This window comes from Campylobacteraceae bacterium, from assembly GCA_013215945.1.
Lineage (GTDB): Bacteria > Campylobacterota > Campylobacteria > Campylobacterales > Arcobacteraceae > NORP36.
This window is the reverse complement of the sequence record JABSOM010000014.1, coordinates 36102-58360: the sequence shown is the minus strand read 5'-3', so window position 1 is coordinate 58360 and position 22259 is coordinate 36102. Positions and strand designations below refer to the sequence as shown.

Genomic DNA, 22259 nt, shown 5'->3' with positions numbered 1-22259 from the left:
AAGGGGAGTTGTTGTGGAAGAAAAAATATATTGTAAAAATAAAAACAAAGGATTCTCCTTTGTTTTTAATCTTGCCAATCTAATATAACTTTTCCAGAAAGACCTGAATTCATAATATCAAAGCCTTTTTGAAAATCATCTATTTTAAATTCATGAGTAATTATAGGGTTTAAATCCAAACCTGATTGAATCAAGTTTGCCATCTTATACCAAGTTTCAAACATTTCTCTGCCATAAATTCCTTTTATAATCAAACCTTTGAATATTACTTCATCCCATGATATTGCCATTTCATTGGGTGGAATTCCTAACATGGCAATTTTTCCACCATTGTTCATGTTTTTAAGCATAGCTTTAAAAGCAGAAGGAGCTCCTGACATCTCTAAACCTACATCAAAACCTTCACACATATTCAAACTTTTCATAACATCTTCTAGGGATTCTTCTGCTACATTAACCGTTCTAGTAGCCCCCATTTTTGAAGCAAGTTCTAAACGATGATCATTTATATCTGTAATTACAATATGTCTGGCTCCTACATGAGAAGCTACGGATGCAGCCATTGCCCCAATAGGACCAGCTCCTGTTATTAAAACATCTTCTCCCACTAAATCAAAAGACAAAGCAGTATGTACAGCATTACCAAAAGGATCAAAGATTGCTGCTTGAGAGTCAGTAATTGAAGCGGGTAGTTTAAATGCATTAAAAGCAGGTAAACATAAATATTGTGCAAAACATCCTTGAATATTAACCCCTACACCTTTTGTATTTCTACATAAATGCAAGCGTCCGGCTCTACAGTTTCTACAATGTCCACAGGTTAAATGGCCTTCGCCAGAAACTCTGTCTCCAATTTTAAAACCACGTACTTCTTCTCCAATAGCTTCTACGACACCTACAAATTCATGACCTACAATCATAGGAGTAGGTATAGTTCTTTGTGCCCATTCATCCCAATTGTAAATATGCATATCTGTACCACAAATGGCTGTTTTTTTTATTTTAATTAATAAATCATTGTGCCCAGGTGTAGGAATTGGCGCTTCAACTTGCCAAATTCCTTTTTTATTGTGTAATTTTGATAATGCTTTCATCATGAAATTACTCCTAATTCTTTACCAATGCTAGTAAAAGCTGAAATAGCTTTATTCAACTGATCCTTAGTGTGCGTTGCACTAAGTTGTATTCTTATACGCGCTTGTCCTTTTGCAACAACGGGAAAAGAAAATGCAATCACATAAATGCCTTTTTCTAAAAGTTTTGAAGCCATTAAACTTGCTAGTTTTGCTTCTTTTAATAACACAGGCACAATAGCATGATCGGCACCTTTTAAAATAAAACCAGCTTTACTCATTTCATCTCTGAAATATTTGCTGTTATTTTTTAATGTAAGCAATAATTCTTTTGAATCTTGCAAAATACTAAGGGCTTCAATCGAAGCAGCTGCTACCATAGGTGCAATAGAATTTGAAAATAAGTAAGGACGTGAACGTTGTCTTAAATATTCAATGATGTTAGCACGTCCTGAAGTATAACCTCCACTAGCACCTCCCAGCGCTTTTCCAAGCGTTCCTGTATAAATATCAATTTGATCTTCAATACCATAATGAGAAGGTGTTCCTCTGCCTTGTTCTCCTAATACTCCAATACTATGAGAATCATCTACCATCAAAATAGCATCGTATTTTTTTGCTAAAATGCAAATTTCTGGTAAATTAGCCAAGGAACCATCCATAGAAAACACACCATCTGTTACAATGAGTTTAAATTTTGAATCTTTTGCAAGAATCAATTGTTCTTCCAAAGATTGCATATTGGAATTTTTATATCGGTATCTGCTTGCTTTACATAAACGAACACCATCAATAATACTTGCATGATTTAATTCATCGCTTATTATTGCATCGTTTGCATCTAAAAGTGTTTCAAATAAACCCGTATTTGCATCAAAACAAGAAGAATATAAAATAGTATCTTCTGTACGTAAAAAAGAAGAAATATTTTTTTCTAATTTTTTATGAATGCTTTGTGTTCCACAAATAAATCGTACCGATGCAACTCCATATCCAAATTCTTCTAGCGCGTTTGCTGCAGCTGTTTTCATTTTTGCATTACTTGCTAGTCCTAAATAATTGTTGGCACAAAAGTTGATTACTTCTGAACCGTCACTTAACGTAATATTCGACGCTTGAGGAGAATTTATTATTCTCTCTTTTTTGTATAAACCTTGCTCATGTATTGAGTCAAGTTTAGTTTTCAAGCTATCTAAAAATATTTTACTCATATTTTTATCCTTAAATTTACGCATTTTGCGCATTGATAGTCTTGAGTCATAAACATATTATTTAATGTTCATGAAAAAAATATATCATAACATATAATCCTATATTATTTTTATAAAATACTATGTATTTTAAATTAATAAATTTTATTTTAAACAGATTAAATTATAGAGCTGTTTTATTTTTTAAATTTTGTTTTAATTCCCCCATAAATCCACATAATATTCTTTTATACTAAAGCATCCTAAACAATAAGAAATGTAAAAAAAGGAAAAATATGAGAAAAACAATATATTCAAAAGTGTTATTTCTACTGATGAGCGCCGCATTAGTATTAATAATGAGTGCATGTTCAATTAAACAAGAAATGAACCAGCCCAAACAAAAGGATTTGTCTGTGTTGGAACTTGGGTCTAAAAGAGCAGATGTCATTAAAGAAATAGGAAAAGCAATTAGCAGTAAGTTTGAAAAAGACAATAGCTTAAGTGAAACCTATTCTTTTGTTCAAAGTTACAGTACAAATATAAAAACAAGCAGAATATTTGGGCATGCTTTTATGAATTTGGCTACTTTTGGTTTATACGAAATTTTAGCTACTCAAGATGAAAATCAAAGTCTTGGACAAAAAGTAGTTCTAATTATAAATTATGATAAAAACAATAAAATTAAAGAAATAAACACTCTTGTAGGAAAAGGTATTTTAGTGAATAAATAAGTGATTTTTCTCAAACACTCTGTATTTTAATACGTATGTCTGTTCATTGTAGATATATTTAAATATTAAGTATAAATTCAAGACTCTTTTATACTCTTCTAGATATGGTATGTTACAAGGAGATATTATCAACCTCATTTTAAGAAGCTTAATGCACAAAGATATTCCTATATTAAAAGAATTAAGTCCAAAAATATTAAAAAAAGACGAAATTTCTCTTATACATTATATTATAAACGATAAAAACATTGCAAATAACTATCAAGTAATTGTATTAAATACTACTATTATAGGCTTTTTTAATCTTTTTAATCTTGATGAAAAAAAACTTTCTTTAAGAGGTTTTTTTATTGATAGAAAATATCAAAATAATGGTTATGCCAGCGAAACACTTAAGTATTTAAAAACATATGTTAATAATTTTTTTCCCACTTTTATAGAAATAGAACTGAATGTTGATTTCAATAATAAAAAAGCCTATCACTCTTATATAAAAGTGGGATTTAAAGAAGAATATAAAAAAGACAAAAACAATGAAATTAAAATGCAATTAGCATTATTTTAAAGGATTCTTATGCCACACTGTATTATTGAATACTCAAAAGACTTAAGTCAAAACTTAGATAAAAAAATATTAATGAAAAATGTTTTTGATGCTTGTATGCAAATAAATTTATTTAATAAAAAAGACATAAAAGTAAGAATGAAAAGTTATGAATATTTTTTAAGCGGTGGTTTAGAAAAAAACTTTATTCATATTAATATTAAAATATTATCAGGACGTAGTATTGATGAGAAAAAACTTTTGGCACAAAATGTTTTAAAAGAAGTAAACAATGATAGTTTTTCTGATATCTCAATTTCGGTAGAAGTAAACGATATGAATAAAGAAATTTATTCAAAAATTGTAAAAAGCTAAAAATAAATTCTAGTTATTAGACTAGTAAAAACTTATTAAGAATAAGATATCAAGGATAATAGATGAATAATATCACAAAAGAAGAAGCCATAAAGGGATGTTTTTTTGCAAGTATTGCAGGAGATGCTTTATGTTTGTCTACTCATTATGAGTATGATGCCCCAAAAATATATGAAATATATGGAAAAGATAATATTACAAAATTTATGTCTCCTGGTGAGTTAACTGGTGGACAAACACATGGTATTGGCTGGGGGGCTCAAAATTATCATCCAGGTAAAAGTGCTGGTGGCACAACTGATTATGGAGATTATAATATTCTTATTTTGGAACATCTTTCTAGTACTGCAAAAGATAAAAAGATGTTTAAGGTAGAAGATTTATTACCTCATTGGATGAATCGTTTGGAAAATTCTTGGGGCTCATGGATATGTACTATGACCAAAGAAACCTATGCACAAGTAAAACGTGGGGTAGAGGTTCAATATTTAGGTGGACATTCTAATGCTATGGCTATACGACATGTAGCTGCTCATGCCTATTTTGATGAAGAAGAGACTTTAGTAGAAGTGGCCAGAAAAACAATGTTCACACATAGAGATGAACATGCATTAGGCGGAGGTGAATTTTTTGCAAGAGTAACACACCGCGTCATTAATGGAGCTCATCCTAAAAAAGCAATTTTAGATGTGGCTACTTTAATGGGTGGTTTTTTTGAAGATAAAGTGAATCAAGCCTATAATAAATATCAAGAAGCAAACGATCCATCCTCTTCTTTGTTTAAAGAACAATATTGTGATGATTTAGCGCTTACTTCAATGGCAAAACTTTGGGATGTAGGAAGAAGTGAACCTATTAAAGTAGGAAAAGCAAGTCCAACAGAAGGTACTTTACCAGGGGCTATTTATTTTATTTTAAAATATTGTGATGAAAAAGAAGGTCTTAAAGATGCTTTAATTGCCAATGCTATGGTTGGAGGGGATAATGCTTCTCGTTCAATTGCAATTGGAATGGTATTAGGAGCTTTTAAAGGAATCAATGCAATTCCCAGTGAATGGAAAAATAAAATACAGCAGTGGAAGTATTGTGAAGATTTATTAAATACTTTGCCTTTATTAAAAGCTTAAGTAAAACAGATTTTATTAAATAAAATATAAAGAAGAAGGTTTTTTATGATCGAATACGCTTTTTTATTGCCCATACTACTTTTTTTAGGTTTGGGTGTTATGAGTCCTGGCGCTAGTTTTGTTTTAGTAGCCAAAACAGCACTTTCTTCATCAAAAAAAGAAGCAATTAGTGTAAGCCTTGGGTTGGGACTAGGCGCTTGTATCTTTGCTCTTATTGCCGGGTTGGGCTTATTTGTTGTTTTGCAAAAAATTCCTGTTCTTTACTTTGTTTTAAAAGTACTAGGCGGTTTGTATTTATGTTTTATTGCTTATAAAATGTGGATATCTTCTTCTTCTTTGTTTATAACAGAAGAAAAAATTGTTTCAAAACAGCTTCGTAAAATGTTTTTATTGGGTTTATTCACTCAGCTTTCTAATCCAAAAACTGCCATTGTTTTTGCAAGCGCATTTGCTGCTTTTTTACCACTTAATCCACCTTCAAATACTTTATATATTTTATGTTTTTTAGCATTGATTATTGATAGTGCTTGGTATATATTTGTAGCCCTTGTTTTATCAAGTAAAAAAGCCCAAAACTCTTATTCTAAATTTAAGAAACTTATTTCAAGGATTTTTGCGGGTATGATGGGACTTATGGGATTAAAACTTATTATTGATTAAGTTAATATTGAAAAATAAATAAAACTTTTTTTCTCTCTTTATAGATTTTAACATTTCAAATACTTTTCTTTTTTTATACATTTTTTTTAAATAAATAATAACTTATAAAAATGAATAAGATTATTTAATAAAATATTCTTTAATTTAAATAAGATAATATTGTATGAGTACCATTTTTTTAAGAATAAACATATTTAAATAATAATTATATTATTATTTAAAATACTATTAATAAGCTATTAAAAACATATTTATTATAAAATAATAATAAATATTTTTTAAATTAACTATGATATACTAATATAAATAAAAATTCATTAAGTTATTTTTACTTATATTGTTGGCTTGTTTACGTGTAGATTTTTATTAAAAGGGAAAATAATGAATATTAGCAAAATCAGAGATATGGTTGAAGATGATGATATCGTTTTTTTAACCTATGGGGGTTTTTTATCTCAAACCTTAATTTCAGGAATGACAGAAGCTTTAGAAAAAGAAGCAGAAGATAATGATCTTAAAATGGGTATTGCTAATAATATTTTCACTATATTCATAGAATTGTCGCAAAACATGATGAATTATTCCAAATCTAAGAATATTCAAAATAAAGCATCTGCTAAAAGTGGTTTGATTATTGTGGGGAAGGACGCCTTTAATAACTATTATATTCACAGTCAAAATATTATTTCTTTAGAAGATAAAGTGAAATTAGAGAAAAAATTAGAAACAATAATGACGCTTGATAAAGAAGGAATTAAAAAAAAATACAGAGAACTAAGAAGAGAAGGTCGTGAAAAACATTCTTTAGGTGCAGGTATAGGCTTTTATGAGATTGCTAAACGTTGTGATAAATTCAATTATGAGTTTGAACTTATTAATAAAAAAAGATTTTATTTTACATTTAAGACATTTATAAATACCAATTAAGGATAAAATAATGGAAAACATTTTCATAGAAGAAACAAAATATACTCCTGAAATACGATTAGATGCGCAAAAAGGAGAAATTTATTTTAAAGGGAAATCTTACCCAGAAAATACTTTTGAGTTTTACACACCCATATTGACTTGGATTGAAGAATATTTTACAAAAGATGTACAGAATAAAACAGTGATTAATATGGAAATTATTTATTTTAACTCAAGTTCTTCAAAATTATTTTTTGATTTTTTTGATATTATTGATGAAGCCAGCAAAAACAATGATATTATTATTAATTGGATTTATGATGAAGAAAATGATTCTGCTTTAGAAGCAGGGGAAGATTTTATAGAAGATTTTAACGATTTAAATTTTAATTTACTGAAAAAATAAAGAAAAAACAAAAGTACTTTTGTTTTTTGTAAGGAAGATGGATGACTGAAATTATGAACAATAATGAACGTAGAAAAAACGATGACAGAAGAAACCAAGAACCAGTAATTTACGATAATAAATTAATAGCAGAAATCGAAAGTTTACAAATTGCTTTTGCAAAAACAACTGAGAAACTTATAAAAGATGTAAAACGGCAAGATAAGATTATGGCAAGAAGTGATAAACGCCAGCAAAAAGAATACGACGAATTGCAAAAAAAATTAAAAGAAGTAAATGAGTTAAGCAAAGAAATTGAAGATACTCAAAAAGAAGTTATTTTTACCATGGGAGCAATTGGTGAAAGTCGTTCAAGAGAAACTGGAAATCATGTTAAGCGAGTAGCTGAATACTCTAAATTATTTGCTGTATATTATGGTCTAAGTGAAGAAGATGCTGAGCTTCTAAAACAAGTTTCACCCATGCATGATATTGGAAAAGTAGCTATTCCTGATTCTGTTTTAAATAAACCAGGGCGTTTAAATTTTGATGAAAGACTTATTATGAACAGTCATGCTCAAATTGGTTATGAAATGCTTAAACACTCAAGCAGGAAACTTCTTAAAATGGCTGCTACAGTAGCTTATGAACATCATGAGAACTGGGATGGAAAAGGATATCCTAGAGGTCTAAAAGGTGAAGAAATACATATTTATGGAAGAATTACGGCTTTAGCAGATGTATTTGATGCTTTGGGTTCTGAGCGAGTATATAAAAAAGCATGGCCTAATGAAAAAATATTTGAATTGTTTAGAGAAGAAAGAGGAAAACAGTTTGATCCAAAACTTATTGATATATTTTTTGAGCATGTAGATGAATTTCTTGAAATCAGAGTAAGACTTAATGACTTTTTAGAATAAAACTCTCTTTGTCCTCTTTTTACTACAAACTTCTATTTGATATATTCTTAGATATATTGAATGGGAAGATAAAAAGTTGCTTCAAACTTACCATCTTTTTGTAAAAACTGATTTTTTCTAAAAATTGCAAAAGAGGGATTGGTTGTTGTTGAAAAACCAGAAGAAGGCAACCATTCTTGATATGCCCATTGCACAAATCTTACAACATCACCTTGTACTCCTTGTATTTCAAAACTTGCATACATTGCTTCTTCCATCTCAAAAGATGGCATATTATTGTGTTTTAATTTTGTCTTATTTTTAAGAACTACTCCCGCCATATAAAAACAGTCTTTATGTGGGGTAATTACGGGATTATCATGAAAGATTCCAAGTTCTTCATACTCTTTTATATCATTAGTATAAATCCATGCTTGCATATGTTGCCAAATTCTTGAAGCTTCTTTTATAGAATATCCCTTGTTTTTTAAATAATAAACCTTTTTTATTTTTGATTTTATTATTATGGCCTCACATTTTGAAAAGTCGGGTTTTTTGAGTAAATTTACTCCATAATTATTAATTATCTCATTTGCATATATTTTGTATCCTCCTTTTCTCCACTCATTGGGTGTTTGAGAAAAACGCATTTTAAAAGCCCTAATAAAAGACGTTTGTGAGCTATATCCACACATTGAAGAGATTTTTGTGATGGTTGAATGTTGATTGCTTAATAATAAAGAAGAAGCTTTTTGAAGTCTTATTGATTTAATAGTTTCATAAATATTGGCTTGCATTTGTTCTTTAAATACTTTGTGTAAATGAAACTTACTTATTTTAAATTCTTTTGCTAAATCATTAATATTAATATCAGTATCAATATATTTATAAATGTAATATAACGTATCGTTAGCAATCTTTGAATGAATATTTAAGGTTTGAGTTTTTTGCATATTATTCCTTATTGAGAACTATTATAACAAAAATTATCTATATTATGAACAATAATAGATAATATAATAAACACTTATAGTGTAGATAATAAAAATATTTATAGATAGAATTAGAAAACTAAAGGAAAGAAATGGACGATTTTTTTACACTAGCAATTATTCTATCATTGTTTACTTTTACTATGACAACTACCTTATCCCCTGGACCTAATAATATTTTAGTATTGTCTTCTGGTTTGACTTATGGATATAAAAAAACGCTACCACATATGTTAGGGGTAATTATTGGTTTTCCTTTAATGGTAATACTTATTGGATTAGGGGCAGGTATTGTATTTGAGAAATTTCCCTTTGTGCTGGACATACTTAAATACTTAGGTATACTTTATTTACTTTGGATGGCATATAAGATTGTAAGTGCTACAAATAATTATGAAATAAATGAAGAAACAAGTTCTAAACCTTTTACTTTTATTCAAAGTGCTTTATTTCAGTGGGTGAATCCTAAAGCTTGGATTATGGGCATGACTGTAATTTCTATTTATGTAAATACCAAAGAAGATAGTTTTTATCAAATTCTTACAATTGCTTGTATGTATTTTTTTACTACTCTTATTGGAATGAATATTTGGGTAGCAGGGGGCGTTTTTCTTAAGCGTTTTATTTCTAATGCTCGTTTTGTTAAAAATTTAAACAGAGGACTTGCTTTTACATTGATTTTATCTATTTTACCTGTGCTGTTTAATTAAACAGCACTTTAATAGCAGATGTTTTTTTAGACTTATCTAAATTAATTGTATCTTTTATGAATATTTAAATAAAATATAAAATGAAAAGAAAATATGCTTTGAGTTTTTTATTTATCATCATTATTTATTTATTGTACGTTTTAGTATTTAAGCATGAACGTATACAATTAGAACCGAATATAGATGTTTTGTTAAAAGAAAAAGCTAATAAAGTTTATCTAGAAAATAAAATTATCTTGGCTTTAAAAGAAGAGAATATTGATGATGTAAACATGTATCAAGAACTGGCAGTAAAACTCAACATTGATTTTGATAATACTTTGCTTTTAGCTATAAATGAAGAAAATTCTCTTTTAAATACAAGTATTAGAAATATGAAAGAGTTTTCAAAAGGTTTTATTAAAGGAGATGTTGAATCTTTTGTAAGTTTTACAGGAAGTGTAAGCTCTGATTTTCTTTTAGTAGGAGATATAAGAGATTTATATATAGAAGGAAAAGCCTATAAAAATGATGAAGAGTATGATGAATTTATTTTAAGTATTTCTGCTTTAGGTTTGTTTTTCTCGTTTACTGATATATTTAGTGCAGGAGCTAGTATTCCCCTTAAAGTCTCCACTTCAGTATTAAAAATAGCAAAAAAAACAGGTAGTTTAACAAAACCTTTTACTAAAGAAATAAGTAAAATACTAAAAAAAAGTATGAATATTAAACTTCTGAAAAAAGCTGATTTTTCCTCTTTAACTACTATGAAAACAAGTTATAAGAGTTTTTCAAAAAGTATTAATCTTAACAGCAGTAAAGCACTTCTTAATCAATTAACTACTCTTAAAAAAAACACCTCTTATGCGGATAGTATTTTTTTATTAAAATATGTAAACAAAACAAAAGACCTAAGCAGTGTTATTAAAGTATCAAATAAGTATAAAAACAATACAAAGGCTGTTTTTAAAGTTTTAGGGAAAGGTGCAATTAAATCAACAAAAAGCATAATAAAAATTACGACTATTTTTATACTAGAACTTATCTCTCTTCTTTTTTCAGCTATAAGCTTTTTTTCTTTGCTATTTTTTAAATCACTATTTAAAAAATTAATTTTTTAATAATATTTTGTAAAAGCACATTATTCCCACACAATTTTCCTTTATACTCTTTTTATAAATTAATAACTTGCTAATTATTTAAATAGCAATCAAAAAGGAATTTTAATGATAAAAAAAATATTGATAACAATAAGTTTAAGTGCGTCATTGTTAATAGCTCAAAGTGAGCTAACGGGAAGTATTGGATTAGGGCTAGGGAATTCTAACATAGAAAATAATTTTTTCGTACATGATGATAATGATAAAATAAATTCTATCAATACAGAAGGTAATAGTATTGATAAAAATTTTGTTTCCCCCTTATTGAATCTTAATTATGGGAATTTTTCCTTATATGCTAGCGCAGAAAAGCAACGTTTGTCCTATTCTTGGAAAAAAAACAATGCTGTTTATATAAAGTTAAATGGATTAGGAATTGAACAAGAATTTGATAATAAAATCTTTTATGCTTTAGATTATTCTGTTGAAGATATGTATATTAATCCTTATGCTATAAATGTTGATAGAAAAACCGATAGCGCAAAAATTATAAATTTTAATCTTGGTGTTAACGAACTTTATGATTTTTTAACTATTGAATATATGCATGAGAAGCTTAATATTGATGATAAAGTGAATAAAACTGAAGAACAAAGTTATTATAAAAATGAAATTAATGTTATGGCAAAAGTAATGGATTTTAGTGAGAATTCGAATGCCCATCTTGGTGTTATTGTAGGTAATGGGGTATATGATGGAGAAAGTAATGATTATAATAAAATAGGCTTAAAATATGAAATGGAAGTTAATTTTTTGAATACACATCAAGTTAAGATTGAGAACTCTTATGAAATATATAATTTTGATGAAAAAAACTCTTATTTTAATAAAGAACGAGATGAAAAAGTATTCGCTTTTAAACTTATATATAATAAAACAAACTTCTTAAACTATAAAAATGTATTTTTAAATACTGTATTGATTAAAAATACAAGAAACACTAATATTGATTTTTTTAAGAGTAATCAAGAACTATTTCTTGTAAGTATTGGTTACCGTTTTTAATTTTATTTATATAAAATATTAGCTATTCTTTTAAAAGTTTAAAGGAATAAAAATGATTACATGTTATTTAAATTATATTATAGATCCCAGTAAAATGAAAGAATTTGAACATTATGCAAAACTATGGATTCCTCTTGTCAATAGTTTTGGAGGCGTTCATCATGGTTATTTTTTACCCAGCGAAGGCAAAAATAATGTGGCTTTGGCTTTATTTACTTTTGAATCTTTTGCTTTGTATGAAACATATAGAAATGCTTCCTTCAAGCATAAAGAATGCCTTGAAGCCTTTGATTATGCCCAAAAAACAAAGTGTATTCTTTCTTATGAGAGAAGTTTTTTTAAGCCCATTTTTCAATAGAAGAAGTTTCACTATGTGAAACTGTAAAAACTACTTTTTGTATAAATTTTTTTTTAATTAGAGATACTTTATTATTAGGATATCGAAAATTAAAGGAAAAAATATGAGTAAAAAGATTTTGATTATTGCAGGAGATTTTGTTGAAGATTATGAAATTATGGTTCCTTACCAATGTTTATTAATGTTGGGACATACAGTAGATGTTGTTTGTCCAAATAAAGTTGCAGGTGATACTATAAAAACAGCTATTCATGATTTTGAAGGGGATCAAACCTATACAGAAAAACCTGGACATAACTTTGCTTTGAATGCTACATTTGATGATGTAAATACAAAAAATTATGATGCTTTATTAATCCCTGGTGGTCGTGCTCCTGAGTATATTCGTTTAGAGCAAAGAGTACTTGATATTACCAATGAATTTAATGATGCAAACAAACCCATTGCTTCTGTTTGCCATGGTATTCAAGTTCTAGTAGCAGCACAAATTGTAAAAGATAAAAAATGTTCAGCTTATCCTGCTTGTGCTCCTGATCTTAATTTAGCTGGTGGTGAGTGGATTGATATTGGTTTCGAAGATGCACATGTTGATGGTAATTTAGTAACAGCAGCTGCTTGGCCTGCACACCCTAAATGGTTGGCTAAATTTCACGAACTTCTTAAATAGACCTAAGTTAAGTGTGTTTAATCACACTTTGCTTATAATAATCAAAAAGGCTATACATGCCAAAAGAAATTAAATCCTTAAGTAAAGGATTAATACTTTATAAAGAGATTCTTTCTTATTCTAAACCCATACTTGCAAAAACCTTATGTGAACGTTTGAGTATTGACAAAAGTACTATGTCTAGACTACTTCAGACACTTAAAAATGAGAATTTTATTGAGTATTTAGAAAACAGCAATGAAATTATTGCTTGTGATTTGGAAAACAATGCCATTAAAAATACGAAAATTGAGCTCTTGGTTAAAAATACACAAAATTTATTGGAAGATATTTTTTCTCTTACCAATGAATGTGCTTATTTAGGCATTATTCACAATAATAAAGTATTGTATTTAAATCAAATTGATCGCTCAGATCGCGATTTAAAAACAAGAAATAATATTGGTTTATATTTTCCTGTTCATTCAAGTGCGCTTGGCAAATCTATTTTAGCTTTTGGAAATTATGATTTAAATAAGATGCGTTTAAAACAATGGACAAATAATACAATCACCAATTTAGCAGCTTTAAAAAAGGACTTAAACAATATTAGAGAAAAAGGTTATTCAATAGATAACAGTGAATTTCAAGATTCTATGTGTTGTATTGGGGTTCCTTTATTTAATAAAGACAATATTTTAATAGCTGCTGTTGGGATATCTGGCACAAGTGTTCGTATTAAAAAACAAAATATTGAAGAAACAGCGCAAAATATAATTGGAATTGTTGAAAAATATTCTATTTTGTCATAAGTATTACTGTGCTAAAATCATTATAAGATAATTTTTTATTATTAAGGAAACTTAATGTTTGAAGTAAAAAATTGCAAGAACCTGAAAGATATAAGAAAAAGTATAGACGTACTGGATGATAAAATCGTTCAACTTCTTGCAAAACGTTCTTTATATGTACAAGAAGCAGCAAAGTTTAAAAAAAGTTTGCAAGAAATAAAAGATGCTAATCGATTAAAAGAAATACTTGAATCAAAAAACGAATTGGCAGTAAAATATGGAGTTGCAAGTACTTTAATCCATGACTTGTACAAAATAATACTTGCACATTTTGTAAAAGAAGAACAAGAAGAATTTGAAAATCAAAAGAACAATCCAAAAACAGTAAAAATAGCAATCATTGGTGATTATAATGAAAAAGTTACGGCTCATATTAGTATTGAACAAGCTTTTTCTTTATCCTACAGTAAAACACAGATTGATGTTGATTTTTCATGGATTGATACCAGACGTGTAAATATTAAACATTTAAAAAAATTTGATGCTATTTGGTGTGCACCTTCTAGTCCTTATCAAAGTATGCAAGGTGTTTTAAACGCTATCAATTTTGCACGTACAAATAATGTCCCTTTTTTAGGTACGTGTGCAGGATACCAATATACGGCTATTGAATTTGCACGAAATGAATTGGACTATGAAAATGCAGAACATCAAGAAGTGAACAAAGACGCAAGTATGCCACTGTTTACTATACTTCCTTCTATTACAGAAGAAAAAGAAGCTGATGTTTTTTTATCTAATAATTCTTTTTTAAAAAAAATATACAACAAGCAGCATATTAAAGAAGAATTTGAAGGAAATTATGTTTTGAATTCTAAGTATGCGCACATATTTAATAATTCTGCAATGACACTTGTAGCTATGAATAAAAATAAAGAAGTAAAAGCCTTAGAAATAAAAGAAAACAGATTTTTTATTGCCACAGCTTTTCAACCTGAACGCTCTGCATTAAAAGATAAAAGTCATTGTTTAATTGAACATTTTATTAGCTGTGCTTATGAATACAAACTTCTAAATAAACAGTCATAAAAGTCAAATAATTATGTTGAAAAAAAACAATGCTATTTTTGAAATCATTTAGAAAGACTTATCAATAGTACGTTTTATTTTTATTCTAATAATTCCAAAATTTCATCCATAACTTCTTCTCGTAATTCAAGATTTAAATGTACTGCATTTTTTACTTCAATGAGTTTTACATTGACTTGTTCTTTTTTTACTAAAGCATAAAAATCTTTGCTTTTTTTAGGAGGTGATATTTTGTCTTTATCTCCATAAATTAATATAAGTTTGGATTTTTTATTAATATTTTTATAGGTTTTGTTTGCAGATAAAAGATTTGAATTCTTTGTGTCTGTAGTATATGAACCAGCAATTGAAATCATGTTTTGAATAAGTGTATTGTCATAACCATAAAGAGTAGTGCCTAAAGAAGCTCCTGCTGAATGAGCTACTAGAGTTAGTGTTTTCTTTTTGTATTTCTCTTTTAATTGTAAAATTACATCTTTTATTAAGTCCAAATATTCTTTTGTATAAATTAAAGAAGAAAAACCTTTTTTGCCAATAGCTTGAAAAACATTAGTAGAGGATTTTGAATAACCAGGTAAAGCAATGACTATAGTACTTACATCTGTATTTAAAACAAGGTCTTCCATCAAAGGAGTATACTTTTTAAGAATATTTGTACCTTCATTCCAAGAACCATGTAGAAATATAATTAAGTTGTTTTCATCATCTGCTTCTTCATATACATAATTAATGCATTCTGATTTAGAAAAAATGAATTGATCATTATTTGTATCACAAGCACTTTCATAAGTTTTGTTTGCATAAGAACACGTAATTAAAAATACCAGTATAAATAGTTGTTTTAACATCTTTTTTCCTTTTTTTAGGCATTAAAAAGGTACAACGCCTATATATCCAGCCACCTTTTTTTCAATGACTTCAACAATTCCAGCTTGTACAAAAGAAACACCATCAATAAAATCTTTATCCACCCAATGAAGTGTTTCCATAGTATTTCTACACCCAATAAATTCAACCTCATATTCCATGAGGGAAGTGATTCTTAAAAGCGTTTGTTCATCATAATCTTTTTTAATAGCTCTCATTCCATCACCATAAGCAACAACAGTAATTTGTAAACTTTCACTTGGGTACTCTTTTTGAATATTGTAAATAACATTTAATGTTTGATTAACTGTTTTTAGATCTGATTTATACAGCTGCATTACTACTTTTCTTGGCTGATCAAAAGTAGGATAGGGCTGTTCAAAATTTGATTTTGAAAAAAGTAGACAAGAAAATACTAAAAGTAATAAAATTTTTTTCATGATTCATCCTTTATAAAAACATTGGCATTTTTTTCTATGAAACCATTGTTTAAAATCTTGCAATAGATGCCTCTATTATATGCTAATAATTTTGGTAGGTTTTCATTATATACGCTTAAATGTTTACATATTGTGCAAGCTTGAGTTAGTAACAATTGTACTTCATCTATGATTAAAATGCTTCCTACTTTTAACTCTTGTGGGTTAAAATCAAGTAAAATATTTTCGCCTAAAGATCCCATTTTAAGAATAATACTGTGTTTTTTAGCTATTGAATAAGCTTCTTTTGAGATTAACATAACTTCTTTATTGGTATTTTTTTGTGCGAATTTGTCGTTTTTAATTCCATGATTTTTGATCATAATCAGTTTTTTGACAATAGGACGTATTTTTGAATTATTTTCTTTAGTACTTGAGAAGATTTCTTCTATTTTTCCAAGTTTTCTCATTTTATAAACTCTCTTTCAAAATATCTAAAAAATCTTTTTTGCTCCATGAACCTGGGTATTTATGCAGTAGTTCTTTTTTATTATTTAGAATAAAAAAAGTGGGAGTAATTCCTTTGTATTTTTCTTGTAAAGAAAAAGGAAGAATATTTTTATCCACATTGATTTTTATAAAAACATAATCGTCTTTAATTGCATTCTTAATACTACTTAGCGTAAAAACATTCTTTTCCATTTTTTTACAAAAATAACAAGTAGGGCTGTGGGCATAAACTAAAAGGTGTTTATTGTGTTTTTTAGCTAATTTTAATTCTTTTGTATACGAAACTAATGATTTTTTATCTTTTTTGATTTTTCCTTTGAAAAACGTATCAAAATTCATAAAATAAAGTGCCAATGCACTTAATTCTTCTTCCTTTAAAGCTTTTTTGATTTTCATTTTTTTATCATAGTGCTTAGAAATATACGGGTCACAAATACTATTTTCAGGGCTGGGATTGGATAAATAATCTGATAAAAATTCTTCAATTTCTATCTGTTGCATTTCTTTATCATCTGTTGAACCTAAGTGTTTAGGACCTCTTAATAGTGCATACGTTAACATATTTACAGTAGGCGCTCTAAGATTTAACAAGGTATTGTTTTTTTCATAGAAGTTAATTTTTAAGGTTTTCATCGGAATATATTCTAAGTGACAAGAAGCACAATTTTTCTTAAAAATCTTTTTGCCATCTTCATAAGAGGCAAAAAGAGAAATGCAAAAAAGACTAAAAAAGAAAAGTACTTTGAAAAACATTATAATCTGATTCCAGGATTTCCTTTTACTCCAACTAAATCAGGAGTGTCAATTTTAAGATTACTAATATGTTTCATGTTTTTTAAATATACTTCTACTGTCTCCCAAATAGGCTCACCTTCTGATACTGAACCTACCGTTGACCAACCAGCAACTTTATACATTTTCTTAGCTTCTAGGGGTTTATTGTTTTTTGTTAGATGAATATTAGTAACTCTTTTTCCCATTTGTGCTGTAGGATTAAAACGATAAGAAATTCCACCTGTTCTTACCATGTCTCCCCCTTGTTGATAAAAAGGATCGGCATTAAATAAATTATCAGCTACATCTTCTAAGATGGCTTTTATTCTCTCCCCACTCATTTCTCTTAAATAGGTCTCTGGATAAGTTATTGCTGTTTGTGTCATTAGATCATCAAAGTTTATGCTTTGGCCTTTCATGATGGTAGTACCCCATCTAAAACCAGGAGAGAGAGATATATCTGCACCTTTCACATCAATAAGTGCATCACAAATGATTTGATCCCAAGAACCATTAAAATTACCTCTTCTGTACAGCGTTTCATCTGTTGTTGCAATTACTCTTGTTAAGTCTTTAATAAAAGGTGCTCGAACTTTTTTAATGTATTCTTTCATTTCTTTATTCTCTTCAATAATATTTGAGAAAATAGGAAGTAGGGTAAATTTGAAATCTTTTATTTTTCCATTTTGAATGTCTAAATCAAGAACATTTATGAATTTTCCATTTGACCCTGCATTACATACATAGGTAATGCCACTGTCATTTTTAACACCAACTTCTTGGGGAACACCATCATGGGTATGTCCTCCCATAATAAAATCAATACCAGAAACAACTTTAGCCATTTTTTGATCCACATCAAAACCATTGTGAGATAAACAAATGATAGCATCTGGTTTTTCTTCTTCTTTTATAAGGTTTACTAATTCTTGCATTTCATCTGTTTTAATTCCAAAGCTCCAATCTGGAATATTTCTTTGAGGATTTGCTATGGTGGTATAAGGAAAAGCCTGTCCTATAATAGCTACTCTTGATTTTCCCATCATTTTTATAGTATAAGGTTTAAATGCTAAACCAGAATCTTCATCATAAGCAGCAGCTCCATCCATTAAAGCATCTTCTTTTACAAAAATATTTTGCGCTAAAAACTCTGCATCTAAGTCTTTTATATTGGACAATATTTCTTCTGCTTTATACGTAAATTCCCAATGACCAACAGCAATATCCACGCCTAAAAGATTCATAGCCCCTACCATGTCTTTTCCTCTTGTGTATAATGCAGTAGCACTACCTTGCCATGTATCTCCACCATCTAATAAAAGTGTTTTTTCTTCTCCAAAACTTGAGCGTAAATAATCTACAACCGTTTTAATTTGTGCAAAACCACCCACTCTTCCCATAACTTCCGCATGTTTTTCGAAATTAACACATGAATAGGCATATTCTAAACGTTTATTGCCGTTTATTCCATAATAATCAAGCAAAGCCTCTCCTACAATATGAGGAGGTTTTCCATAATTATCATAAAAACCAAGATTAACACTGGGTTCTCTAAAAAATACAGGCAATAATTGTGCATGAGAATCTGTCATATGTAATATTCGAGCATTTCCAAAACTCTCCAACTTGTAATAATCTTCAAGTTTATTATTCTTCATTACTTTAGAATGTGAATTTGCAAAAATAGGACTTGCTCCTAAAATTGCCATCATATATATAAATTCTCTTCTGCTTAATTTACTCATGTCAAACCTTTTTATTTTCGTTTATTTAAAATATATTATTTCTCATCTCCATGTACGGTAAATCCCATTGATGTCCATGCTTGCATTCCACCTCTGTAATATTTTATTTTTTCTTTTGGATACTTTAAATTTAATAAAGAATATTTTGCATTTTTGATCATTGCTGGTGTTTGTCCACACCAGTATCCGTTGCAGTAAATAATAAGTGTGGCTGCATTCTTAAAATCTAAACTTTTGTCTTCATTTAGAAGAACATTAAAATCATCTTCTAATACTTCAATAGCATCTTCTTTATTGTAAAAGTTTTCAAAAGGAATATTAAGTGATCCTGGAATCCTTAATCTCTCATACCAACCAGGGGTTCTTGAATCAATAATTAAAATATTCTCATTGTTTTGTGCTTCTTTCATATATTGTATAAACTCTAATTCCCCGATGGTTTCAATACCTTTTTCTATAATCATAGCTTGAGGAATTCCTCTGTACGTAGTATTGTAAAGTTTAGTAATAATATTGTTTGTATTTTGATTACGTGTAATAATAAATGTTTCTTCATTTAGCGTTATTTCTACTTCTTTTACGCCCTTAGATATGGCTATAAAATCTGCCATAAGATTGAGTGATAGGAAAAACACTGCAAAAAAGACCAGGTAAAATTTGTTTAATATTTTCATTGAAGTATCCTTCTTATCCATGGGCATGAAAATCATGCCCATAAATTTTTATAATAATCTAATACGTAAAACCATCACCTGGAACTGCTAGTCTCCATGTTGTTTTTGCATCTTGTGCCTGTTGTAAAGCAGCTATTGAAAAAGAACAAGCTCTCCATGTTGCATACTCAACACTTACACTTCCTGTTTTTTTCTTCTTTTTGTTTAGAATATCTATATTTTTACTTCCTGTTTTTAAAGCCATATTAATGGCACTTATATATTGTGAATTTCGCATACCTAAACGCATAAATTCTAAATCATTTTTGATTGCTACTGCATTATATTTCACAGCAGTATCAAGAACATTTTGTATACCATTGTTTTTTACACTACAAACATTTTTTGTATTAAGATTAGCAACTCCATCATAAGAAGGTGAACTTGCCATATTTCCATAATTACTTGAACACGCAGTAAAAAAGAAAACAGTACTTAGAAGAATTAAACTTTGTTTTAATTGTTTTTTCATAATCTTTCCTTATTTTCTAATATCTGGGCCGTCAATTTTCATGCCATTTGACATGTAAGACATAAAATACAGAAGTTCTTTCATGTATTTACTCTCAGCACTAGGTGGCACTTGCCCCTCATCTTTAATACATCCACCCATTCGTCGCTCAAGCGTACCTAAACCACTCCATTTAAGTCTGTAAACAGGAAAATGTGTAGTCTGCCCTAACAATTGAGACAGTTTTTCATTTCTTACTCTTTGACCTGCACCTTGAATATGACATGATGCACAAGAAAGTTTTAAATAACCTCTTTGTGTATAATAATATTCTTTACCTCGCTCATATGCCAACGCTGCTTCTTTAGAGTTAATTTGAATAGCTACATCTTTATTTGCTTCCATAGACTCAAAAGAAAAATAAGCTTGTAGTTTCGCCATGTTTCCTTTAGACATTTTCCATTTTTTTTCATTGTTTTTTACTAAACAATTATTAATGTCAATACCTAAAGTAAGAACTTCTTGTTTTTCTTCTATAAACTTAGGATAATCTCCTGCAATTTGTGTATTTGGAAAACAAGAAGCAAAGGTTTTTCCATTTGAGAATTTTTTATTGTAAAGTTCTTCTCCTGCTTCAATATCATCTTCATAAGGAGGCATTTCTTTAATTTCTTCGTATTGTGCTTTTCCATCTTTATTAAAAGCATAATTTCCTTTTGCAAAATCTTGATGTTTTAAACCAGTAACATAAGAATTATTTAATTCATAATCCGTAGAATAAGGGAAAAAAGTATTTCTGTTTTTTAAAGGATCGTCAAATTTTGCTTCAAAATAATCAATCAGTGCAATTCTGTCTTTTTCTGCTTGTGCATTAAAGTTTTCCGCATTTAAAATACAAGTAGTTAGTATGAGTAAAGTTGTTGTTTTTACAATGTTTAATAACATATAATCTCCTTCTAGTTTTAATGTTAATTATTTAATTTTTCCAGTACTTACTTGTGTAGTACCTTTTAAATCAACCCAGGAAATAATTACTTTATCGCCTTTATTTGCCCCTTTAAATTTGAATTTAATATAAGGGTTTTTAGATAAAAATTGACTTGTTGATACTTCATACACCAATTTATCATTTACAGTAGCTGTCATATATGTAATAAAATTGAGCTCTTTTTTGGCTTTTTTAGCCTCTCTATGTCCTAACATTTCATGTTTTGCCATAGCTTTTACTGTGATGATTCCCTTTTTTAATTTTGCTTTTATTCTGGTTTTTTTAGCCATTTTAATTCCTTTTTTTATTATTCATTTTTTCTCTTAAGGAGGAATCAACCACCACAACCACCAATAGTTACTTTTACAAGTTTTGAAGCTTTATAAAGTTTTCCATCTGCTAATGCAACTACTGTTACCGTACCTGTTTGTCCTAATTTTATTCGTACTGAATAATCAATAATTCCATCTTTAGGAACGGTAAAAACAGCCACCGTACTTTCTGGATTTGCATCTTGAAAAATAGCTACTTTAGTAGCATTTAATTTAGTAGATACAGTTACTGGAATAACTGCCCCATTTTCCGCAATATCAGGAGCTTTTATTTTCATATTACTTTCAATAGCAGTACTAGTTCCAAAGAGTTCTATCATTGCTTGATCTACTTTTGTAGCAGTCCAAACTTTAGGTTTACTTTCTCTAAAATTCATTGCTTTTAAATTAACAGGCATGAGTGAAACCGCAAAAGCACTCATTCCAAGTGTTAAAAAAATTCTTCTGTTCATTGTATATCCTTTATTTAATTGTTTGTAAATATGCTACAAGTGCATTGATCTCATTATCACTTAACCAACCATTTTTCCCAAATGCTGGCATGGCAGAAATAGGATTAGTGGTATAAGGATCATAAATTTTATTGAATATTTCTTCTTTTGGCCAAGAAGATAAATATTGTAGTTTAGGTCCCATACTTCCAGGTCCATTAACTTCTTTGCCTTGTATATCATGACAGGCAAGACAGTTTCCTAAACCTTTGGTCATAAATATTTTTTCACCTTGTTTTACCATATCCATTTCATTTGCAAGTAGCCCAGATGTACTAAAAACTATTAATGAACTTATCATTAATATACTTTTTGTTAATTTCATTTTTTCTCCTTTGATTGC

29 protein-coding genes are annotated in these 22259 nt (G+C 28.6%); 15 read left to right on the top strand and 14 right to left on the bottom strand.

Features of this window, described 5'->3' with window-relative positions; all coding sequences use genetic code 11:
- Positions 1–65 precede the first annotated feature (65 nt).
- Positions 66–1094: an L-threonine 3-dehydrogenase gene (tdh, locus tag HRT41_13555; protein ID NQY25049.1), complete on the bottom strand. Its 1029-nt coding sequence runs from the start codon at positions 1092–1094 to the stop codon at positions 66–68.
- The gene (locus tag HRT41_13550; protein ID NQY25048.1) at positions 1094–2284 is read right to left on the bottom strand and encodes a glycine C-acetyltransferase; all 1191 of its coding nucleotides are present in this window, start codon (positions 2282–2284) and stop codon (positions 1094–1096) included. The genes tdh and HRT41_13550 overlap by 1 nt, the downstream gene beginning before the upstream one ends.
- A gap of 275 nt (positions 2285–2559) precedes the next feature.
- Here HRT41_13550 and HRT41_13545 point away from each other — a divergent pair, with 275 nt between their 5' ends.
- The 8 genes from HRT41_13545 (at position 2560) to HRT41_13510 (ending at position 7917) form a co-directional block, all read left to right on the top strand.
- The gene (locus HRT41_13545) at positions 2560–2997 is read left to right on the top strand and encodes a hypothetical protein (protein ID NQY25047.1); all 438 of its coding nucleotides are present in this window, start codon (positions 2560–2562) and stop codon (positions 2995–2997) included.
- Positions 2998–3148: 151 nt separating this feature from the next.
- Positions 3149–3562 (top strand): GNAT family N-acetyltransferase, encoded by a 414-nt coding sequence (locus tag HRT41_13540; GenBank protein ID NQY25046.1) that lies wholly within the window; start codon positions 3149–3151, stop codon positions 3560–3562.
- Between the two features lie 9 nt (positions 3563–3571).
- On the top strand, positions 3572–3916 hold the full coding sequence (locus tag HRT41_13535; GenBank protein NQY25045.1) for a 5-carboxymethyl-2-hydroxymuconate Delta-isomerase: 345 nt from the start codon (positions 3572–3574) through the stop codon (positions 3914–3916).
- 62 nt (positions 3917–3978) lie between these two features.
- Positions 3979–5043 (top strand): ADP-ribosylglycohydrolase family protein, encoded by a 1065-nt coding sequence (locus HRT41_13530; protein ID NQY25044.1) that lies wholly within the window; start codon positions 3979–3981, stop codon positions 5041–5043.
- A 45-nt stretch (positions 5044–5088) separates the two neighbouring features.
- Complete coding sequence (locus HRT41_13525; GenBank protein NQY25043.1) at positions 5089–5703, top strand: LysE family transporter; 615 nt, start codon at positions 5089–5091, stop codon at positions 5701–5703.
- Between the two features lie 474 nt (positions 5704–6177).
- The gene (locus HRT41_13520) at positions 6178–6630 is read left to right on the top strand and encodes a hypothetical protein (protein ID NQY25042.1); all 453 of its coding nucleotides are present in this window, start codon (positions 6178–6180) and stop codon (positions 6628–6630) included.
- Positions 6631–6640: 10 nt separating this feature from the next.
- Positions 6641–7018 (top strand): DUF1987 domain-containing protein, encoded by a 378-nt coding sequence (locus tag HRT41_13515; GenBank protein ID NQY25041.1) that lies wholly within the window; start codon positions 6641–6643, stop codon positions 7016–7018.
- 41 nt (positions 7019–7059) lie between these two features.
- Positions 7060–7917: an HD domain-containing protein gene (locus HRT41_13510; GenBank protein NQY25040.1), complete on the top strand. Its 858-nt coding sequence runs from the start codon at positions 7060–7062 to the stop codon at positions 7915–7917.
- A gap of 47 nt (positions 7918–7964) precedes the next feature.
- Here HRT41_13510 and HRT41_13505 read toward each other — a convergent pair whose 3' ends face one another.
- Positions 7965–8849: an AraC family transcriptional regulator gene (locus HRT41_13505; protein NQY25039.1), complete on the bottom strand. Its 885-nt coding sequence runs from the start codon at positions 8847–8849 to the stop codon at positions 7965–7967.
- A 131-nt stretch (positions 8850–8980) separates the two neighbouring features.
- Between HRT41_13505 and HRT41_13500 the strand changes: the two genes are divergently transcribed.
- From HRT41_13500 to HRT41_13470, 7 genes are all read left to right on the top strand, one after another.
- Positions 8981–9598 carry a LysE family translocator gene (locus HRT41_13500; protein NQY25038.1) on the top strand — a complete coding sequence of 206 codons (618 nt, stop codon included), beginning with the start codon at positions 8981–8983 and terminating at the stop codon, positions 9596–9598.
- A gap of 80 nt (positions 9599–9678) precedes the next feature.
- A complete protein-coding gene (locus HRT41_13495; protein ID NQY25037.1) occupies positions 9679–10698 on the top strand; it encodes a hypothetical protein in 1020 nt (339 codons plus the stop codon).
- A 105-nt stretch (positions 10699–10803) separates the two neighbouring features.
- Entirely contained in the window at positions 10804–11742 is a 939-nt protein-coding gene (locus tag HRT41_13490) for a DUF2860 family protein (protein NQY25036.1), read from the top strand.
- A gap of 52 nt (positions 11743–11794) precedes the next feature.
- On the top strand, positions 11795–12100 hold the full coding sequence (locus HRT41_13485) for an NIPSNAP family protein (protein NQY25035.1): 306 nt from the start codon (positions 11795–11797) through the stop codon (positions 12098–12100).
- Positions 12101–12203: 103 nt separating this feature from the next.
- Positions 12204–12767: a DJ-1/PfpI family protein gene (locus HRT41_13480; protein NQY25034.1), complete on the top strand. Its 564-nt coding sequence runs from the start codon at positions 12204–12206 to the stop codon at positions 12765–12767.
- Between the two features lie 56 nt (positions 12768–12823).
- Positions 12824–13558: a hypothetical protein gene (locus HRT41_13475; protein ID NQY25033.1), complete on the top strand. Its 735-nt coding sequence runs from the start codon at positions 12824–12826 to the stop codon at positions 13556–13558.
- Between the two features lie 54 nt (positions 13559–13612).
- Entirely contained in the window at positions 13613–14626 is a 1014-nt protein-coding gene (locus tag HRT41_13470; protein ID NQY25032.1) for a chorismate mutase, read from the top strand.
- An 80-nt stretch (positions 14627–14706) separates the two neighbouring features.
- Here HRT41_13470 and HRT41_13465 read toward each other — a convergent pair whose 3' ends face one another.
- The 11 genes from HRT41_13465 to soxX form a co-directional block, all read right to left on the bottom strand.
- Positions 14707–15474: an alpha/beta hydrolase gene (locus HRT41_13465; protein ID NQY25031.1), complete on the bottom strand. Its 768-nt coding sequence runs from the start codon at positions 15472–15474 to the stop codon at positions 14707–14709.
- 21 nt (positions 15475–15495) lie between these two features.
- On the bottom strand, positions 15496–15936 hold the full coding sequence (locus HRT41_13460) for a DsrE family protein (protein NQY25030.1): 441 nt from the start codon (positions 15934–15936) through the stop codon (positions 15496–15498).
- Positions 15930–16382 carry an MOSC domain-containing protein gene (locus HRT41_13455; protein NQY25029.1) on the bottom strand — a complete coding sequence of 151 codons (453 nt, stop codon included), beginning with the start codon at positions 16380–16382 and terminating at the stop codon, positions 15930–15932. The genes HRT41_13460 and HRT41_13455 overlap by 7 nt, the downstream gene beginning before the upstream one ends.
- 1 nt (position 16383) lies before the next feature.
- Positions 16384–17055, bottom strand: a complete 672-nt coding sequence (locus tag HRT41_13450) for a thioredoxin family protein (protein ID NQY25028.1) — start codon at positions 17053–17055, stop codon at positions 16384–16386.
- 119 nt (positions 17056–17174) lie between these two features.
- Complete coding sequence (gene soxB, locus HRT41_13445; GenBank protein NQY25027.1) at positions 17175–18941, bottom strand: thiosulfohydrolase SoxB; 1767 nt, start codon at positions 18939–18941, stop codon at positions 17175–17177.
- A gap of 35 nt (positions 18942–18976) precedes the next feature.
- Positions 18977–19615 carry a rhodanese-like domain-containing protein gene (locus HRT41_13440; GenBank protein NQY25026.1) on the bottom strand — a complete coding sequence of 213 codons (639 nt, stop codon included), beginning with the start codon at positions 19613–19615 and terminating at the stop codon, positions 18977–18979.
- Between the two features lie 58 nt (positions 19616–19673).
- On the bottom strand, positions 19674–20126 hold the full coding sequence (locus tag HRT41_13435) for a hypothetical protein (protein ID NQY25025.1): 453 nt from the start codon (positions 20124–20126) through the stop codon (positions 19674–19676).
- 9 nt (positions 20127–20135) lie between these two features.
- Positions 20136–21050, bottom strand: a complete 915-nt coding sequence (gene soxA, locus HRT41_13430) for a sulfur oxidation c-type cytochrome SoxA (GenBank protein NQY25024.1) — start codon at positions 21048–21050, stop codon at positions 20136–20138.
- A 27-nt stretch (positions 21051–21077) separates the two neighbouring features.
- On the bottom strand, positions 21078–21383 hold the full coding sequence (soxZ, locus tag HRT41_13425) for a thiosulfate oxidation carrier complex protein SoxZ (GenBank protein NQY25023.1): 306 nt from the start codon (positions 21381–21383) through the stop codon (positions 21078–21080).
- A 44-nt stretch (positions 21384–21427) separates the two neighbouring features.
- The gene (gene soxY, locus HRT41_13420; GenBank protein ID NQY25022.1) at positions 21428–21877 is read right to left on the bottom strand and encodes a thiosulfate oxidation carrier protein SoxY; all 450 of its coding nucleotides are present in this window, start codon (positions 21875–21877) and stop codon (positions 21428–21430) included.
- Between the two features lie 10 nt (positions 21878–21887).
- Positions 21888–22241: a sulfur oxidation c-type cytochrome SoxX gene (gene soxX, locus HRT41_13415; GenBank protein ID NQY25021.1), complete on the bottom strand. Its 354-nt coding sequence runs from the start codon at positions 22239–22241 to the stop codon at positions 21888–21890.
- Positions 22242–22259: the final 18 nt, after the last annotated feature.

What these genes read in the sequence shown, in the direction of transcription:
- HRT41_13435 (NQY25025.1), bottom strand. Translation starts at nt 20,126, where the DNA reads ATGAAAAAACAATTAAAACAAAGTTTAATTCTTCTAAGTACTGTTTTC.
- HRT41_13440 (NQY25026.1), bottom strand. Translation starts at nt 19,615, where the DNA reads ATGAAAATATTAAACAAATTTTACCTGGTCTTTTTTGCAGTGTTTTTC.
- HRT41_13470 (NQY25032.1), top strand. Translation starts at nt 13,613, where the DNA reads ATGTTTGAAGTAAAAAATTGCAAGAACCTGAAAGATATAAGAAAAAGT.
- HRT41_13540 (NQY25046.1), top strand. Translation starts at nt 3,149, where the DNA reads ATGCACAAAGATATTCCTATATTAAAAGAATTAAGTCCAAAAATATTA.
- HRT41_13545 (NQY25047.1), top strand. Translation starts at nt 2,560, where the DNA reads ATGAGAAAAACAATATATTCAAAAGTGTTATTTCTACTGATGAGCGCC.
- HRT41_13485 (NQY25035.1), top strand. Translation starts at nt 11,795, where the DNA reads ATGATTACATGTTATTTAAATTATATTATAGATCCCAGTAAAATGAAA.
- soxY (NQY25022.1), bottom strand. Translation starts at nt 21,877, where the DNA reads ATGAACAGAAGAATTTTTTTAACACTTGGAATGAGTGCTTTTGCGGTT.
- HRT41_13510 (NQY25040.1), top strand. Translation starts at nt 7,060, where the DNA reads ATGACTGAAATTATGAACAATAATGAACGTAGAAAAAACGATGACAGA.
- HRT41_13500 (NQY25038.1), top strand. Translation starts at nt 8,981, where the DNA reads ATGGACGATTTTTTTACACTAGCAATTATTCTATCATTGTTTACTTTT.
- soxA (NQY25024.1), bottom strand. Translation starts at nt 21,050, where the DNA reads ATGTTATTAAACATTGTAAAAACAACAACTTTACTCATACTAACTACT.
- soxZ (NQY25023.1), bottom strand. Translation starts at nt 21,383, where the DNA reads ATGGCTAAAAAAACCAGAATAAAAGCAAAATTAAAAAAGGGAATCATC.
- HRT41_13515 (NQY25041.1), top strand. Translation starts at nt 6,641, where the DNA reads ATGGAAAACATTTTCATAGAAGAAACAAAATATACTCCTGAAATACGA.
- HRT41_13530 (NQY25044.1), top strand. Translation starts at nt 3,979, where the DNA reads ATGAATAATATCACAAAAGAAGAAGCCATAAAGGGATGTTTTTTTGCA.
- HRT41_13480 (NQY25034.1), top strand. Translation starts at nt 12,204, where the DNA reads ATGAGTAAAAAGATTTTGATTATTGCAGGAGATTTTGTTGAAGATTAT.
- HRT41_13495 (NQY25037.1), top strand. Translation starts at nt 9,679, where the DNA reads ATGAAAAGAAAATATGCTTTGAGTTTTTTATTTATCATCATTATTTAT.
- HRT41_13475 (NQY25033.1), top strand. Translation starts at nt 12,824, where the DNA reads ATGCCAAAAGAAATTAAATCCTTAAGTAAAGGATTAATACTTTATAAA.
- HRT41_13525 (NQY25043.1), top strand. Translation starts at nt 5,089, where the DNA reads ATGATCGAATACGCTTTTTTATTGCCCATACTACTTTTTTTAGGTTTG.
- HRT41_13505 (NQY25039.1), bottom strand. Translation starts at nt 8,849, where the DNA reads ATGCAAAAAACTCAAACCTTAAATATTCATTCAAAGATTGCTAACGAT.
- HRT41_13520 (NQY25042.1), top strand. Translation starts at nt 6,178, where the DNA reads ATGACAGAAGCTTTAGAAAAAGAAGCAGAAGATAATGATCTTAAAATG.
- HRT41_13535 (NQY25045.1), top strand. Translation starts at nt 3,572, where the DNA reads ATGCCACACTGTATTATTGAATACTCAAAAGACTTAAGTCAAAACTTA.
- HRT41_13465 (NQY25031.1), bottom strand. Translation starts at nt 15,474, where the DNA reads ATGTTAAAACAACTATTTATACTGGTATTTTTAATTACGTGTTCTTAT.
- HRT41_13450 (NQY25028.1), bottom strand. Translation starts at nt 17,055, where the DNA reads ATGAAAACCTTAAAAATTAACTTCTATGAAAAAAACAATACCTTGTTA.
- tdh (NQY25049.1), bottom strand. Translation starts at nt 1,094, where the DNA reads ATGAAAGCATTATCAAAATTACACAATAAAAAAGGAATTTGGCAAGTT.
- HRT41_13550 (NQY25048.1), bottom strand. Translation starts at nt 2,284, where the DNA reads ATGAGTAAAATATTTTTAGATAGCTTGAAAACTAAACTTGACTCAATA.
- HRT41_13455 (NQY25029.1), bottom strand. Translation starts at nt 16,382, where the DNA reads ATGAGAAAACTTGGAAAAATAGAAGAAATCTTCTCAAGTACTAAAGAA.
- HRT41_13490 (NQY25036.1), top strand. Translation starts at nt 10,804, where the DNA reads ATGATAAAAAAAATATTGATAACAATAAGTTTAAGTGCGTCATTGTTA.
- soxB (NQY25027.1), bottom strand. Translation starts at nt 18,941, where the DNA reads ATGAGTAAATTAAGCAGAAGAGAATTTATATATATGATGGCAATTTTA.
- soxX (NQY25021.1), bottom strand. Translation starts at nt 22,241, where the DNA reads ATGAAATTAACAAAAAGTATATTAATGATAAGTTCATTAATAGTTTTT.